Below are 15,846 nucleotides of genomic sequence, written 5' to 3'. Positions count from 1 at the left end.
AGATGAGTGCCTCCACCGTCTCCGGGCGGGCCCGGAAGCGCTCCTGGATGGACGTCCCCCTGTCGGTCGTCAAGCGCCAGGAAGCGGGCCTGCTCGGCGTCATCATCGTGCTCGGCCTGCTGGTGAGCCTGGCCAACGACAGTTTCCTGAGGAAGGACAACCTCTACAACGTCCTGCAGACGGTCGTGGTGGTCGGCGTCATCGCCGTCGGCCAGACGTTCGTGCTGATCGCCAAGGAGATCGACCTTTCGGTCGGCTCGGTGCTGGCGCTGTCGGCGGTCACCGCCGGCTCGGTCTACGGCAGCGGAGCCGATCCCTGGGTGGCGATGGCCGTCGGCGTCGGCGTGGGAGCCGCGTGCGGCCTCGCCGTCGGCACCGTGGTGGTGATCGGGCGGGTCAGCTCGTTCATCGTCACCCTCGGCATGCTGTCGATCGCGCGGGGTCTCACCCAGCTCATCACCGGGGGTCTGCCGCAGACCATGCCGCCCGAGCTGTCGTTCATCGGTCAGGGTCGCGTCCTCGGCGGCATCCCGGTCAGCGTCATCATCTTCATCGCACTGGTGATCATCGGCCAGCTCCTGCTCACCCGGACGATCTTCGGCCTGCGGGTCACGGCGATCGGCGACAACGACGCGGCAGCGCGTACCGGCGGCATCCCGGTGGCCCGCACCCGAATCCTCACGTTCGTGCTGATCGGCACGCTGGCGGGCCTCGCGGGGATCATCTTCTCCACCCAGGTGGGCGTGGCGGAGGCGCAGGCCGGAACCGGATATGAGCTGGACGTCATCGCGGCGGCCGTGATCGGCGGCGCCAGCCTCTCCGGCGGCCGCGGATCGATCGTCGGCGCCTTCCTCGGCGCCTGTCTGCTCGGCGTGCTGCGCAACGCGTTCATCCTGCTGGCCCTGTCGCCGTTCCTGCAGCAGCTCAGCATCGGCCTGGTCATCGTCCTGGCCGCCCTGTTCGACCAGGCACGCCAGGGCAATCTCCGACATCTCAGCCTGAGTTCCCTCCGCCGGCGGCTCCTCGCCCGCACGCGAGCCTGAACAGAGGCCCGCGCGGGAGCCGTACGAGACCACCCGACCGAGAGCCGTACGAAACCCGACCCGAGAGCCGTACGAAACCCGACCCGTGAGCCGTACGAAACCCGACCCGAGAGCCGATCCGAGAGCAGAACGCGCCTTCGCCGCGTCAGAAGAAAGGACGGATGCACCACCATGAGGCCCCAACCGTTCCGAGTTCACGACCAGCGCGTGGTCCGAGCCTTCATCGAGGCACGGCGCGGCCACGCAGCCGACGAGCCGCGCCTCAAGCTGGGGTGGAGCAACTGGGGGTTCGGCACCGAGGATCTCGCGGTCTCGGCGGCGCGGCTGGAGAAGTACGGCGTGCGCTACATCGAGCTGCACGGCAACCTCTACTCGGAAGACCTCGGCTACCGGCCGGAGGAGACCCTCCGGGTGCTCGGCGACCACGGCATCACCGTCTCCGGCATCTGCGGGATGGTGACGCCGCAGCAGGAGTTCGCGCACAACCTGCCGCACGTCCGGGCCCGCGCCATCGAATACTTCCGGCGCCAGGCGACGTTCGCCAAGGCGGTGGGCGGCTCCTACCTGCTGTTCGGCGCCGGCTCTGTCGGCCGGCCCACCCCGTTCGACTCCTACGAGACGGAGCGCTCGGCCCAGACCATGCGGCTGGTGGCCGACGACTTCGCCGCAGCGGGCATCCGCGGCGCCGTCGAGCCCATCCGGCCCGAGGAGACCAGCGTGGTGCACACGTTCGAGCAGGCGCTGCGCCTGCTCGACCTGGTCGACCACCCGGCGATCGCGCACATCAACGGCGACCTCTACCACATGCTCAGCGGCGAGTTGCACATCGGGGCGACGATCCTCGACCACGGGCACCGCATGCTGAACCTGCATCTGGCCGACACCAACCGGCGCGCCCTCGGGCACGGCCTGCTGGACCTCGACGTGGTCATCATGGCGCTGTACGCCATCGGCTACCAGCGCGGCGACAACTACTGCTCGGCCGAGCCGCTCGGGGCGGGCGGCAACCCCTACGCCGCGATGAACCTGCCGCCGGACTCCGAACGGCTCGACGAGCTGGTGCGCGTCACCGCCCAGACCTTCCGCGAGCGTGAGGAAGAGGTGCTGGGCGCGAGCGACGAGGAGCTCTGCGCTCTCTACCAGATCGAGGCACTGTAGTTCCATGCCGGACTTCACGCTGCACGTCGTCTGTCCCAACCCGGCGCTCGACCGGCTCCAGGTCGTGGCGAGGCTCCAGCCGTACGAGGTCCACCGGGTCTCGGCGGTGCACAGCCTCGCCGGCGGCAAGGGCATGATCGTCTGCAGGGGCGCGCGTCGCCTCGGCGCGACCGTGACGGCGCACGGCTTCGTCGGCGGCGCGGTGGGCCGGCTGATCCGGCAGGGCTGCGAGGATCTCGGCGTGCTCGACCGGCACGTCGAGATCGCCGGCGAGACCCGGGTGACGCCCGTCGTGATCGAGCAGAGCACGGGTCGCTCGACCGTGTTCAACGAACGCGGGCCGCACGTGACCGACCTGGAGCAGGAACGGCTCACCGCCGAGCTCGCCGCCCTCGTGCGCCCGGGTGACGTGGTCGTCTCGACGGGCAGCCTGCCGCCGGGCTGCGCGCCCGACTTCCACGCCGGGATCGCCCGCCTGGCGCTCGCGAACGGGGCGACCGCGCTCGTCGACGCGCACGGCGAGTCGCTCGCCCGGGTCATCGACGACGTCCGGGCCCGGCCGCTGAGGGAGGGCACACTGATCGTCAAGCCCAACATCCACGAGCTCGGCGGCGTGCTCGACCGTGCTCTGCCGGACGGCGAAGCGGCGGCGGCGGCGATGCGCGGACTGCACGGCGAAACCGGGGCGACCTTCGTGGTGACCGTCGGCGCGAAAGGGGCGGTCTGGGTCGACGCGGCCGAAGAACTGGCCGCGGACAGCCCGGCCGTGGAGACCGTGAACGCGACCGGCTCGGGCGACTCGTTCCTGGCCGGCCTGGCGGTCGCGCTGGGCTTGGGCGAGCGCCCGGCATCGGCGCTCGCGCTGGCATCGGCGATGGGCGCGGCCAACGCCGCCGCGCTCGCGCCCGATGTCGACCCCGAGCTGGTCGCGGAACTGCGCGGGCGGGTGACCGTGGTCCGGCGCACTCCGGGGGTGGGGGCCGCGTGAGTCAGTTCATCGGCATCGACATCGGCACCACGCGGACGAAGGTCGGCTGTTACGACGCCGAGGCCGGCCGCCTGGTCGCGCTGCGCCACGCGCCCACCGTCGTCCAGGACGATCCCTGGGGTGGGCGCCGGGACGCCGGTCGGGTCGCCCTGGCGGTCGCCGAGCTGCTCGCGCGGTTGACGGCCGATCCCGCGGTGCGGACCGACCGCCTGGCCGGTGTCTGCGTCGGCTCCGTCGGCGAGGAGGTCGTCCTCCTGGCCGACGACGGCTCGGTGACCGCGCCGGTGCCCGCGTGGTTCGCGGGTCACGGCCGGGAGGCCAAGGCTGCGTCGAACGGCCGCGGCACGCCGTGGGCCGATACGGACGAGACGTTTTCGATCTTCAAGCTCCTCTGGCTGGCCCGCCACATGCCCGACGAGCTGGCCGCGGCCCGCACCTTCACCTCGCTCGCCGACTTCGTCGCCCGCGACCTGCTCGGCGACCCCGCCGCCCCGGTCTTCCTCAACGTGTCCCATTCCTCCCGCACCGGGCTGCTCGACGTCCGCGCGGGAGCCCTGTGGCAGGACGCGCTGCCCGAGATCGGCCTGACCACGTTGGCGCTGCCCGACCTGGTCGACAGCGGCACCGTGGTCGGCCGTACCTCCGGCGCCGGGGTGCTGCCGGCCGGCGTGCCCGTGGTCGCGGGCGGGCACGACCACATGTGCGGCGCGTTCGGGTCGGGCGTACGACGGGCCGGTGACGTGTACGTCTCGGCCGGCACGTCCGAAGCCCAGGTGCTGCTGCTCGACCGGCTGCCCGACGAGGTCGAGCCCGGCATCGACACCGGCCTGTTCGTCTCGGGCGGCCTGCGTTTCCTGCACCGCGCCACCCCCTCCGGCCGGTACTACCAGGCCTGGCGCGACCTGCTCTATCCCGGTGTCGACGACGCGGTCATGTGGGCGGAGCTCGCCCAGGTCATGGCCGAGGTCGAACCCGCGTCGATCGACGCCGACCGTCGCAGCGCCAGGCTCGCCGCCATGCCCATGGACGTCACCCGCGGCCATGCGATGGCCAGCCTGCTCAAGGGCCTCGCCGTCGAGGCCGAGACCACGACCACGCGGCTCGGCCGCCTCGGCGAGACCGAGATCGCCGACGTCACCGTGGCCGGCGTCGCGACCGGCTGGGACACCTGGCGCCGCCTGCGCCAGGAAGCGACCGAGCGCCGGCTGCGCTTCGTCGTCGAACCCGAGGCCACCGTCCTCGGGGTCGCCGCGCTCGCCCAACTCGGCGTCACCGGCGAGGCCGACGTCCCGGCGCACCTGATCACCGTCGATTCCTAGAGTCGACTCCCAGAGAGGAACATCATGGTCACGCCCGAAACGCTGGGCCGGCATCGTCTCGTCCCCGTCGTGGTTCTCGACGAGGCGGAATCCGCCGCGCCGCTCGCCGACGCACTCGTCGAAGGCGGCCTGCCGATCGCGGAGGTCACCTTCCGCACGCCGGCCGCGGCCGCCGCGATCGCCCGGATGGCCGCACACGGCGGCGTCACGGTCGGCGCCGGAACCGTGATCACCGTCGAGCAGGTGGACGCCGCCGTGGAGGCCGGCGCCCGTTTCATCGTGTCGCCCGGGTTCAGCCCGGCGATCGTACGCCGCTGCCGTGAGCTCGGCGTTTTCGTCCTGCCGGGGGCGACCACGGCCACCGAGATCATGGCCGCCCTCGAAGCGGGCATCTCCGTGCTCAAGTTCTTTCCGGCGGGCAGTTCCGGCGGCGTGTCGGCATTGTCCGCGTTGTCGGCGCCCTTCGGCCAGGTCTCTTTCGTACCGACCGGTGGGATCGACGCGGCCTCGGCTCCCGACTACCTCGCGCTGCCGTCCGTACTCGCCGTGGGCGGCAGTTGGATGGTGCCCCGCGCGGCGATGGCCGCAGGCGATTTCGGACTCATCGCCGACCTTGTCGCGGCGAGCGTCCAGACAACATCGGCCACGCCGACGCCGCCGGAATGGCCGGGTTGATCAAGATTGTGCCGGCGCTCGAGCACCGCACGCTGCCGCCCAACGTCAACTCCGCGACACCCGACCCGCCCGACGCGGTGATCGTCGCCGACAAGGACCTGATCCAGCGGGAGGCGGACAGGCGGCTCGCCGCCTGGTCGGGCTGACCGCCGGCTATTTGCTCATGCCGGCGGTCAGCCCCGCGATGATCTGCTTGGTCGCCAGGACGAACAGCACGAACAGCGGCGCCGTGGCGAGGACCAGCCCGGCGAACAGCGCCGACCAGTCGGTGGTGTACTCGCCGAAGAACTGCGACAGCCCGCGCGGGATCGTGAACTTCTCGTCCGAGCGCAGCAGCACCAGCGGGTAGAGGAACTCATGCCACAGCGGCACGAACTGGAACAGCATCACCGACGCCAGCGCGGGCCGCACCAGCGGCAGCATGATCTGCCCGAAGATCCGGAAGTCGCCTGCCCCGTCGAGCCTGGCCGCCTCGTCGAGTTCGCCGGGCAGGGAGCGGTAGAACGCCGACAGCACGAAGACGCAGAACGGCACCCCGGATGCGGCGTACAGGAGCGTGATCCCGAGCAGCGAGTCGATCAACCCCATGGAGTCCATGAGGTAGAAGATCGGCACCAGGCCCAGCCGGATCGGCAGCATGAGCCCGGCCAGGAAGTACGCCCCGAGCACCCGGCTGCCGAAGAAGTCGTGACGGGCCAGCGGATAGGCCGCCAGCGCGGAGACCGCCGTGCCGAGCAGCACCGCGCCGCAGGTGACGACCAGCGAGTTCAGGAAGTACGTGCTGAACGACGCCTCCGTCCACACCCGGCCGTAACTGTGCAGGGTGGGGGATGCCGGCAGCCCCAGTGGAGCGGTGAAGATCTCGCTCGTCGGCCGCAGCGAGTTGAGCAGCATGACGACCAGCGGCAGCAGCGCGACGACCGCGTACCCCCACAGCAGCAGGTGGACGGCCACCCGGCCCGGAGCACGACGCCCGGCCGTCACACCAGCATCCTTTCGCGGCGGCGGAAATACGCGGTGGCGAGCAGCGAGACCCCGAAGATGAACACGAACATCAGCACGGCGAGCGCCGACGACCGCCCGATCGCCTCCACGCCGCCTTCGACGAACGCGACCCGGTAGAACAGCAGACCGAGCACGTCGGTCGAGCCCGCCGGGGACCCGGTCGACCCGGCCATCGCGTAGATCAGGCCGAAGGCGTTGAAGTTGCCGATGAACGTCAGCACGCTCACCACGCCGATGGCCGGGGTGAGCAGCGGCAGCGTCACCCGTCGGAACGTCTGCCAGGCCGAGGCCCCGTCGACCCGGGCCGCCTCGTGGTATTCGGCCGGGATGCCGGCGAGCGCGGCGGAGAACAGCAGCATGGGGAAGCCCACCCACTGCCACGCGTTGACCACGATGACGATCGGCAGTGCCGTACGCGTGTCGCCGAGCCAGGGCAGCGCCCACGAGTCCAGTCCGACCGCCTCGAGCAGCGCGTTGACCGGACCGAACGTCGGGTTGAGCAGCAGACTCCACAGGTAGCCGACGACCAGCGGGTCCACCAGGTAGGGGGTGGTGAACGCGGCCTGCAGAAATCGCTTGCCGCGGCGGTACCTGAACAGCAGGAGGGCGAAGAGCAGCCCGACCGTGTTCTGGATCAGCATGGTGCCCGCGAAGAACAGCCCGTTGTGCCAGAACGCCCGCCACAGCTGCTGGTCGTAGGGGTAGACGCCGAACAGATCCCGGTAGTTGTCGAGCCCGGCGAACCCCACCTGCCGGATCCCGCGCCACTCGAAGAAGCTGTAGTTGAGCGCGGTGACCAGCGGATAGATGATGAAGACCGAGTAGAGCAGCAGCGCGGGCAGCAGGAAGACTGCCAGCACGCGCCACCGCGGCACGTACCGGCGACCGGTGCCGGCACGTGCCGCGCGAGGTCCGTTCGCCCCGCGCTGTCCGTCCGCCTGGCGGCGTGGCCGAGCGCTCAGTTTCCCGGCTTGAACCACTGCTCGACGCCCTTCCGCACGCTCTCGGCGACCGCCTTCGGTTCGGCCTGGCCGGTGAGCATCTTCTGCAGCTCGTCACGGAAGACCGCGTCGCCGTTCGGCTGGCCGTACCGGAAGTCGACGAGCAGCATGTACGGCGCGCCGTTCGCGGCGTAGTTCCCGGCCATCTCGGCCAGCAGCGGGTCGGACGGCGTGACCCCGGGGACGGCCGACAGCTGTTTCAGCTCGTTCGCGTAGAGCTGCCCGAACTCCGGCGTCGCCATCCATTTGACCAGTTCGAGCGCCTCGGCCTGGTGGGCCGACTTGGCGTTGACCCCGAACGAGCCGTCGGCCCAGCCCGGCGTGACGGGCGTGGTCACCGGGGAGCCGGGCGGCGGCGGCACCTGGAAGACGCCGATCTCCAGGCTCGGATCGGCCTTGAGCACCGGCGCCAGGTCGAAGGTGCCCGTCGGGTACATCGCGGCCTTCCCGCTGACGAACAGCGCCTGCACGTCGGGGATCTTGACGGCCACCACGTCCTTGGGGAAGTACGGCTTCAGGTCCTCGATCAGCTTGATCGAGGCCGTGAAGTCGGGGTCGGTGAACTTCTTCTCACCGCGGAGCACCGCGTCCCGGAACGCGGTGCCGCCGTAGCGGGCGTTGCCGAAGATCTCGTGGACGATCGGCAGCGTCCAGGTGGCGTCGGGCCCGGCCGCTACGGCGAACGGCGTGATCCCGGCCGCCTTCAGCTTGTCGGCCGCCGCGATCATCTCGTCCCAGGTGGCGGGGGGCCGGATGCCGTGGTCGCCGAAGAGCTTCTTGTTGTAGAGCACCTGGAGGGTCTGGTAGGCGAACGGCACTCCGTAGATCTTGCCGTCGCGGTAGCCCTTGGCGCCCTCCAGCAGTTTGCCGTCGAAGCCGGACAGCGCCTCCACCTTGCCGTCGAGCGGCACCAGCTGGCCCGCCTCGACCAGCGGCTGAAGCCCGCCGTACGCCCGCAACTGGGCGACGTCGGGCCCGCCGGTGCCGGACAGACCCGTGGCCAGGATGTTGTTGTACTCGGTGGCCTGGAACGGCTTGAACTCGACGTGGATCTTCGGATGCGACTCCTCGAACTTGGCGAGGATCTTCTCGTACGCCTTGACGTCCTCCACCCGCCACGACCACAGGCTCAACGTGACCTTGTCGGCGCCGGCGCCCGCGTCGTCGCCCTGGCCCGACGCGCCGCCGCCGGGCGCGCACGCCGCCAGCGCCAGCGCGAGCACCCCGATCGCCCCCGAGATCCACCTTCTCGTCATGAGACTTCCTTTCGGCCCGTAGCCACTTCGGATTCGGCGTTGGTGGGCGGCCTTCGGACACCCTCGCATGGCGGTAAAAATCATGCAAGCACGCTGCGTTGACTGAAAATTACTTACATACGGGCGGATGGTCAACGCTTTCTTCGCGGGAACTTGGCACGGCGGGCAGGGGGCGGAAGCGGGCCCCCCTCGCAGTGCCGCTCAGGGCGTCGGGCCCGCCTGAATCTGTTCTGTCGTGGCCACGCCGATTCGGATCACTCCCTCGAGCGGCCGTGCCAGCGGGTCGCGGTCTCGGTCCCGGCAGGTGGATACGACACGCCGGGGTGCGCCGGTGTTCTCCGTCCGCGCGTCACGACACTCCGGCCGCGCGCTAGGACCTGAACGCCGAACTGCCGGTCAGGGCCCGGCCGAGGGTGAGGGCGTGCACCTCCTCGGTGCCCTCGTAGGTGGCGACCGACTCCAGGTTCACCATGTGCCGCATCACCGGATACTCCAGCGTGATTCCGCTGGCGCCGTGCATCCCCCTCGCGGTGGCGGCGACACGTTGAGCGGCACGGACGTTGGCGAGCTTGCCGAAACTGATCTGCGAGTGGTGCACCCGGCCTTCGTCCTTGAGCCTGCCGATGCGCAGAGCCGTCATCATGGCGTGGTTGACGTCCACGAGCATGTCGGCGAGCTTGCGCTGGGTGAGCTGGAACGACGAGATCGATCGGCCGAACTGCACCCGCGACATGGTGTAGTCGAGCGCCGACTCGTAACAGGAGCGCGCGGCGCCCGCGGCCCCCCAGACGATGCCGTAGCGTGCCTCGGACAGGCACGACAGCGGCGCCTTCAGTCCTTCGGCTTCGGGAAGCACGGCATCCCGGGGCAGCCGTACGTCGTCCAGGACGAGCTCGGATGTGATGGACGCGCGCAGAGACAGCTTCTTGTGGATCTCCGGAGCGGAGAATCCGGGAGTGCCGGCGGGCACGACGAAGCCACGGATGCCCTCGTCGGTGGCCGCCCAGACGACCGCGACATCCGCCACCGACCCGTTGGTGATCCACATCTTGGTGCCGTTCAGCACCCAGTCGGATCCGTCGCGGCGCGCCCGGGTACGCATCGAACCGGGGTCGCTGCCCGAATCCGGCTCGGTCAGGCCGAAACAGCCGATGGCCTCGCCCGACGCCATCCTCGGCAGCCACTCCTGCCGCTGCTCCTCACTGCCGAAGCGGTGGACGGCGGTCATCGCGAGAGAGCCCTGCACGGAGACGAAGCTGCGCAGCCCGCTGTCGATCGCCTCCAGTTCGCGACAGGCCAGCCCGTAGCTCACCGCGTTCGTGCCGGCGCAGCCGTACCCCTCCAGATGCATGCCGAGGAGGCCGAGTGCGCCGAGTCCCTTGGCCACGTCGCGGATGCCCGGGATGGTGCCGGCCTCGAACCAGTCGGCGACGTGCGCAAGCAACTCGGCGGCGCCGTACTCGCGCACGGCGTCGCGGATGGCCCGCTCGTCCTCTGTGAGGTCCTGGTCGACGGCGAGGAAGTCGTGGGGGTCGGGCTTCGTCACGGGTTCGCACCTTCCATGGGGTCTGGTGGACCACGCCGTCCGTCTCCAGTCGGCGGATCTCTTCCGGGGACAGGTCGAGCTCGGCCGGCACCTGTCCGGTGTGCGGCCCGAGCAGCGGCGGGACAGCCCTGATCGTCGGCCACCTTTCCGACCATCCGCAAGGCTTCGAGACCGAAAATTTATTTTGGATCCAATATTAAGTCTCCAAAGTCCTGTTCGGCTTCCACGACCTCGGTAGGATCCAGCCCGGCCGCATCGCCGATCCGGTGCCGGTCGAGGGGGACGCGACCGAACTGAACGGCCTCGCCGAGCGTGCGCCTTGTCATGATGGACGGCAAGATCAGGCGGAACCACAGAGTGGGTTGGACCATGGACATCGAGGCCAGACCGCCTCAGACGACGCAACAATACGTCCTGTCACAGGTACGCAGGGCGATCCTGACGGGCAAGCTCGCCCCGGGAGCTCCGATCAGGCAGGACACGCTGGCCGAGCAACTCGGCGTCAGCAGGGTTCCGATCAGAGAGGCACTGAAGATCCTCGAAGGCGAGGGCCAGGTGACCTACCGGCCCAGGCGCGGGTACGTGGTGGCCGAGCTCGCCCTTGAGGACTTCCTCGAGGTCTACCGGCTCCGGCGGATCCTGGAGGAGGAGGCGATCCGCCAGACCCTCGGCGGAATCACCGACGAGGACGTGACGAGGCTGGAGGAGGCACACGCCGAGGTCGTACGGAGCTCCCGGATTCACGACATCACCGCGATGGCCGCCGCCAACCGGCTGTTCCACTTCACGTTGTTCGAGGCAGCCGGGATGCCGCGCCTGCTGCGGTTCCTGAACATCCTGTGGGATGCCACGGATGTCTACCGCTCCCGCTACTACAGCGAGGAGAGCAACCGGGACCGGGTCGACCAGGAACATCTCGGCATCATTGAGGCGGTCCGTGCCCGCGACGCCGACGAACTGGTGCGTCGGCTCAACGAACATCGTGACGGCACCGTCGCGACGCTCCGCGAGTTCATTACGGAACGGCAGATATGACGCTGACCATCATCAACGCCTAGAACGTCGGCACGATCTCCATCTCCGCCGGCCGCCGTACGGGTGCCAGCACGGCCGGCGAACCGTCGAAGATCAGAGCCCGGCGAGTGGGCCCGACCAGCTCGCGGATCGACGGCCACAGGGGGAGGCGGGCATGCGGTCAGCCTATCGGCCCGGTGGTGACCCCACTGACCGGATCATCGGACACGTGCCCCCGGTGCCCGGCTCTCGATCGCGAGGCTCGTACGGCGAACCCCGGCATCCGCCGACGTCTCGATAACTCTCGAAATTCCTCCGAAAGTTTCACTGATGGGCCTTACCGTGGAGTGATAGAGCACTTACTCATCACCCGCGTCACACCGACCCTCTAGATCTTGATGACCGACGATCGCTCCACGAGCTTCTCGCGAAGTTCGCCGCGGACGGGTTCATTTAGCTGCAAATATCACCCTGCGCAGCAGACCGATTCACTTTCTTGCGCCTACACGGGAACCCTTGCCGCCCTGAAAGCTTTCGTGCATCATCCGAAATATTCCAACCCCCTGCATCCGACCGGCGGAGCAGCTCGACTGCCGTTCCCAGAGCACCACGCTCCTCCGCCGGCTTGGTCACGACGGCCGGATCGCAGCCCATGAGGAGGGATCGTCCAACGTGAAACGGCTTTTATCCGCCCTGGTGGCCGCGGCGATGATTCCGCTGGCCGCCGTAATCGTGACGCTCGGCGCCCAGCCGAGCGCGGCGGCCTCGCTGACCCGCGTCACGAACTTCGGCAACAATCCCAGCAACCTGAACATGTACATGTACGTTCCGGACCGGGTGGCCGGCCGTCCGGCCCTGCTGGTCGCCATCCACTACTGCACGGGAACCGCGTCCGCCCTGTTCAACGGGTACTTCCGCGACTACGTCACGGCCGCGGACCAGTACGGATACGTCATCGTGTTCCCCGAGGCCACGCGTAGCGGACAGTGCTTCGACGTGTATTCGCCGCAGGCGCTGAAGCGGGGCGGCGGCAGCGACCCGGTCGGCATCATGTCGATGGTCGACTACGCCAGGTCGAGGTACAACGTCGACCCCGACCGGATCTTCGTCAGCGGGGTCTCCTCAGGCGCCATGATGACCAACGTCATGGCGGCCGAGTATCCGGACGTGTTCAAGGCGGGCTCGGCGTTCATGGGCGTACCGGCCGGCTGTTTCGCCACCAACGACGGCTCCACCTGGAACAGTCAGTGCGCCAACGGCCAGGTCAGCAAGACCGCCCAGCAGTGGGGCGACCTGGCCCGCTCGATGTACCCGGGCTACAACGGCACGTATCCGCGGATGCAGCTGTGGCACGGGAGTACCGACAGCACGCTGAACTACAACAACTTCGGCGAAGAGATCAAGCAGTGGACGAACCTCCACGGCATCAGCCAGTCGCCGGTGTCCAACGACTCGCCGTCCTCCGGCTGGACCCGCACCCGCTACGGCAGCAACAGCACCACGGCCCCGGTCGAGGGCGTCAGCGTCTCGGGTCAGGGGCATTCGCTGCCGCTCAACGGCATGATCGCTTACGCCATCGACTTCCTCGGCCTGAAGAGCACCGGATCGGGCACGCCCACCCCGACCCCGACACCCACCCCCACGCCGACTCCCTCGCCGTCCGACCAGCCGGGTACGACGCTGGGCGCGGCGGCCGCTCGCAGCGGGCGGTATTTCGGCACCGCGATCAGCGCGAACAAGCTGAGCGACTCGACCTACACCACGATCGCGAACCGTGAGTTCAACATGGTGACGGCCGAGAACGAGATGAAGATCGACGCCACCGAGCCCCAGCAGGGCCAGTTCAACTTCACCCAGGCCGACCGCGTCTACAACTGGGCCGTGCAGAACGGCAAGCAGGTCCGCGGCCACACCCTGGCCTGGCACTCCCAGCAGCCCGGCTGGATGCAATCCCTGTCCGGCAGCGCGCTGCGCCAGGCCATGATCAACCACATCAACGGCGTCATGGCCCACTACAAGGGCAAGATCTACCAGTGGGACGTCGTCAACGAGGCCTTCGACGACGGCACCGGCGGCCGCCGCGACTCCAACCTCCAGCGCACCGGCAACGACTGGATCGAGGTCGCCTTCCGCACCGCGCGCGCCGCCGACCCGGCCGCCAAGCTCTGCTACAACGACTACAACATCGACAACTGGACCTGGGCCAAGACCCAGGGCGTCTACAACATGGTCAAGGACTTCAAGCAGCGCGGCGTGCCGATCGACTGCGTGGGTCTGCAGGGCCACTTCAACAGCGGCAGCGCCTACAACCCCAACTTCCGCACCACGCTGCAGAGCTTCGCCGCCCTCGGCGTCGACGTGGCCATCACCGAGCTGGACGTGGAAGGCGCCTCGCCCACCACCTACGCCAACATCGTCAACGACTGCCTGGCCGTCTCCCGCTGCGTCGGCATCACCGTGTGGGGCGTCCGCGACAGCGACTCCTGGCGCTCCAGCCAGACCCCGCTGCTGTTCGACGGCAACGGCAACAAGAAGCCCGCCTACACCTCGGTCCTGAACGCACTCAACGCCGCCACACCGCGGCCCACCCCCACGCCCACCCCCACCCCGACACCGACACCCACTCCCACCCCGACCCCCACGCCGACCCCGACCCCGACACCGACACCGACACCGACACCGACACCGACACCCACGCCGACACCCAATGACGGGGGATGCACCGCGACCATGCGCACGGTGAACTCCTGGCCCGGCGGATTCCAGTCCGAGGTCTCGGTACGCGCCGGCGACTCGGCGATCAGAAGCTGGACGGTGAACTGGAACTGGACCGGTTCCCAGGGCATCACCCAGCTGTGGGGAGGCCTTCACTCCGGCTCCGGCTCGTCCGTCACCGTGCGCAACGAGTCCTGGAACGGCAACGTCGCGGCCAACGGCACCACCACCTTCGGGTTCATCGGCAGCGGCTCCCCCGCCACGCCCTCGCTGACGTGTAGCGGGTCCTGACCGATGACACACCCCTGATCCCAGGAGGGAGCCGACATCCGGGCACCCTCGCCCACGGGCGGGGGTGCCCTTCTGCGTGAAGTCGGCGACCGTGTTCGGCACCCCCGGTGATCGGCGACACCGGGGTGGCGGCACGTGATCGGTGACGCGACGTTCAGCGACACGGTGTTTGGCGACACTATGTTGCTATAGTTCGCGACATGCCGTCGCCAAACCCACGCCAAAGTTGGTTGCCGCTGGCCGTGCTCGCGGTGGGCGTATCGATGGTCGTCATCGACGCGACGATCGTGAACGTCGCCGTCCCGGCGATCCTCGCCGACCTCGGGCTCGGCGCCACCGATGTGGAGTGGATCAACTCCATCTACTCCCTGATGTTCGCCGCCCTGCTCATCCCGCTGGGCCGGCTGGGCGACCTGCACGGCAGGCGGCGGCTGTTCGCCTGGGGCATCACGGTCTTCCTGCTGGCGAGCGTGCTGGCGGCGCTCTCGGTGAGCGGCCCCATGTTGATCGGGGTGCGGGCGATCCAGGGCGCGGGAGCCGCGATGGCGGTCCCGATGACCCTCGCCATCATCAACTCGATCTACCTCGGTAGACAGCGCACGATCGCCTTCGCGGTCTGGGGATCGATCATCGGTGGCATGGCCGCGGTCGGCCCCCTGCTCGGCGGCTGGCTGGTCACCGAGCACGGCTGGCGCGCCGCGTTCTGGGTCAACCTGCCCATCGGCGCGCTGGTGCTGCTCGGTGCGCTGCGCGTACCCGACTCCAGAGACGATCACGCCGCCGGCACCGACCTGCCCGGCGTCGCGCTGGCCGTGCTCGGCACCACCGGCGTGGTCTTCGCCCTGATCGAGGGCCAGCGGTACGGCTGGCTCGACCCCCTGCGGCCCGCCCACGTGCTCGGCCTGCGGTTCGAGGACGTCTCCCCGGTGCCGTTCGCCCTGGGCATCGGCCTGCTGGCGCTGGTCGCCCTGGTGCTGCTGGAACTCCGGCGGGCACGGGCCGGGCGACCCGTGCTGATCGATCTGACGCTGTTCCAACTGCCGAGCTTCCGGTACGGCTCGGTCGCGGCGCTGATCGTCTCACTCGGCGAGTTCGGCATGATCCTGGTGCTGCCGCTGTTCCTGCAGTCCGCGCTCGGATACAGCGCGTTCCAGGCCGGGCTCGTCATCGCGACGCTCGCCCTGGGGACGTTCCTCGCCGGCGGCATGGTTCCGGAGCTGTCGAAGAAGTGGTCCAGCCGGGTGATCGTCCGGGTCGGCCTCTCGCTGGAGGCCGTGGGCGCGGCGGGGATCGGAATGTCCCTGACACCCGGCATGAGCGCGTGGCCACTCGTGCCGTGGCTGGTCGTGTACGGCACCGGCATCGGCTTCGCCACCGCCCAGCTCACCAGCGTCCTCATGGCCGACGTGCCGGCCCGGCAGTCGGGACAGGCCTCCGCGATGCAGAGCACGATCCGCCAACTCGGCGCCGCGCTGGGGGTCGCCGTCCTCGGCGGGGTGCTGGTGGCCGGTCTCGGCTCGGCCGTCGAGCGCAACCTGGCCGACCGGCCCGAGGGCATCCGTACGAGCGTGGCCCGCGTGGTCTCCGACAGCGCCGGTGCCGCCATCCCCGGACTGCGTGATCCCGCGATCCACACCGCCGCGGTCCGAAGCGCCGCCGAGGCGACCCGTACGGTCACGATCACCACGGCGCTGGCGCTGCTGGTCGGGGTGGCCGCCACCCTGCTCCTGCCCCGTACGGTGGCCGGAGAGGAGCCGCACCCGCAAGCGTCGGCCACGGCCGATACTGGAGGTCGCGACCTGGAGGTGTAGATGCCAAGGATCACCGCGGCGACC

The 15,846-nt window shown here is 69.4% G+C and carries 13 protein-coding genes; 9 read left to right on the top strand and 4 right to left on the bottom strand.

Annotated elements, in window-relative coordinates; translation table 11 throughout:
- Nucleotides 1-2 precede the first annotated feature (2 nt).
- The 6 genes from AP234_RS09645 to AP234_RS34815 all read left to right on the top strand — a co-directional run bounded on the left by AP234_RS09645 (nucleotide 3) and on the right by AP234_RS34815 (nucleotide 5,329).
- Nucleotides 3-1,043, top strand: a complete 1,041-nt coding sequence (locus AP234_RS09645; RefSeq protein WP_055479216.1) for an ABC transporter permease — start codon at nucleotides 3-5, stop codon at nucleotides 1,041-1,043.
- Nucleotides 1,044-1,250: 207 nt separating this feature from the next.
- Nucleotides 1,251-2,201: a sugar phosphate isomerase/epimerase family protein gene (locus tag AP234_RS09640; RefSeq protein ID WP_055479215.1), complete on the top strand. Its 951-nt coding sequence runs from the start codon at nucleotides 1,251-1,253 to the stop codon at nucleotides 2,199-2,201.
- Between the two features lie 4 nt (nucleotides 2,202-2,205).
- On the top strand, nucleotides 2,206-3,189 hold the full coding sequence (locus AP234_RS09635) for a 1-phosphofructokinase family hexose kinase (RefSeq protein ID WP_055479214.1): 984 nt from the start codon (nucleotides 2,206-2,208) through the stop codon (nucleotides 3,187-3,189).
- The gene (locus AP234_RS09630; RefSeq protein ID WP_055479213.1) at nucleotides 3,186-4,508 is read left to right on the top strand and encodes an FGGY family carbohydrate kinase; all 1,323 of its coding nucleotides are present in this window, start codon (nucleotides 3,186-3,188) and stop codon (nucleotides 4,506-4,508) included. Before AP234_RS09635 ends, AP234_RS09630 begins: the two co-directional genes overlap by 4 nt.
- 24 nt (nucleotides 4,509-4,532) lie before the next feature.
- Nucleotides 4,533-5,183 carry a bifunctional 4-hydroxy-2-oxoglutarate aldolase/2-dehydro-3-deoxy-phosphogluconate aldolase gene (gene eda / locus AP234_RS09625; protein ID WP_055479212.1) on the top strand — a complete coding sequence of 217 codons (651 nt, stop codon included), beginning with the start codon at nucleotides 4,533-4,535 and terminating at the stop codon, nucleotides 5,181-5,183.
- Complete coding sequence (locus AP234_RS34815; RefSeq protein ID WP_235558060.1) at nucleotides 5,180-5,329, top strand: hypothetical protein; 150 nt, start codon at nucleotides 5,180-5,182, stop codon at nucleotides 5,327-5,329. Before eda ends, AP234_RS34815 begins: the two co-directional genes overlap by 4 nt.
- A 7-nt stretch (nucleotides 5,330-5,336) precedes the next feature.
- On the opposite strand, the gene AP234_RS09620 is transcribed toward AP234_RS34815, so the two are convergent.
- From AP234_RS09620 to AP234_RS09605, 4 genes are all read right to left on the bottom strand, one after another.
- The gene (locus tag AP234_RS09620; RefSeq protein WP_055479211.1) at nucleotides 5,337-6,167 is read right to left on the bottom strand and encodes a carbohydrate ABC transporter permease; all 831 of its coding nucleotides are present in this window, start codon (nucleotides 6,165-6,167) and stop codon (nucleotides 5,337-5,339) included.
- Nucleotides 6,164-7,048, bottom strand: a complete 885-nt coding sequence (locus AP234_RS09615; RefSeq protein WP_152990332.1) for a carbohydrate ABC transporter permease — start codon at nucleotides 7,046-7,048, stop codon at nucleotides 6,164-6,166. Before AP234_RS09615 ends, AP234_RS09620 begins: the two co-directional genes overlap by 4 nt.
- A 98-nt stretch (nucleotides 7,049-7,146) precedes the next feature.
- The gene (locus AP234_RS09610; protein WP_063842830.1) at nucleotides 7,147-8,445 is read right to left on the bottom strand and encodes an extracellular solute-binding protein; all 1,299 of its coding nucleotides are present in this window, start codon (nucleotides 8,443-8,445) and stop codon (nucleotides 7,147-7,149) included.
- Nucleotides 8,446-8,815: 370 nt separating this feature from the next.
- On the bottom strand, nucleotides 8,816-9,991 hold the full coding sequence (locus AP234_RS09605; protein WP_055479208.1) for an acyl-CoA dehydrogenase family protein: 1,176 nt from the start codon (nucleotides 9,989-9,991) through the stop codon (nucleotides 8,816-8,818).
- A gap of 357 nt (nucleotides 9,992-10,348) precedes the next feature.
- On the opposite strand from AP234_RS09605, the gene AP234_RS09595 reads away from it, so the two are divergent.
- From AP234_RS09595 to AP234_RS09585, 3 genes are all read left to right on the top strand, one after another.
- A complete protein-coding gene (locus tag AP234_RS09595; protein ID WP_235558059.1) occupies nucleotides 10,349-11,026 on the top strand; it encodes a GntR family transcriptional regulator in 678 nt (225 codons plus the stop codon).
- A gap of 651 nt (nucleotides 11,027-11,677) precedes the next feature.
- Nucleotides 11,678-14,011, top strand: a complete 2,334-nt coding sequence (locus tag AP234_RS09590) for an extracellular catalytic domain type 1 short-chain-length polyhydroxyalkanoate depolymerase (RefSeq protein WP_055479205.1) — start codon at nucleotides 11,678-11,680, stop codon at nucleotides 14,009-14,011.
- Between the two features lie 200 nt (nucleotides 14,012-14,211).
- Nucleotides 14,212-15,822: an MFS transporter gene (locus AP234_RS09585; RefSeq protein WP_055479204.1), complete on the top strand. Its 1,611-nt coding sequence runs from the start codon at nucleotides 14,212-14,214 to the stop codon at nucleotides 15,820-15,822.
- The last annotated feature ends 24 nt before the right edge of the window (nucleotides 15,823-15,846 follow it).

The organism is Sphaerimonospora mesophila (genome assembly GCF_001417795.1).
Lineage (GTDB): Bacteria > Actinomycetota > Actinomycetes > Streptosporangiales > Streptosporangiaceae > Sphaerimonospora > Sphaerimonospora mesophila.
The sequence above is the reverse complement of the archived record's forward strand: the minus strand, read 5'-3'. Positions and strand labels throughout refer to the sequence as shown.

What these genes read in the sequence shown, in the direction of transcription:
- AP234_RS09645 (WP_055479216.1), top strand. Translation starts at nt 3, where the DNA reads ATGAGTGCCTCCACCGTCTCCGGGCGGGCCCGGAAGCGCTCCTGGATG.
- AP234_RS09635 (WP_055479214.1), top strand. Translation starts at nt 2,206, where the DNA reads ATGCCGGACTTCACGCTGCACGTCGTCTGTCCCAACCCGGCGCTCGAC.
- AP234_RS09610 (WP_063842830.1), bottom strand. Translation starts at nt 8,445, where the DNA reads ATGACGAGAAGGTGGATCTCGGGGGCGATCGGGGTGCTCGCGCTGGCG.
- eda (WP_055479212.1), top strand. Translation starts at nt 4,533, where the DNA reads ATGGTCACGCCCGAAACGCTGGGCCGGCATCGTCTCGTCCCCGTCGTG.
- AP234_RS09585 (WP_055479204.1), top strand. Translation starts at nt 14,212, where the DNA reads ATGCCGTCGCCAAACCCACGCCAAAGTTGGTTGCCGCTGGCCGTGCTC.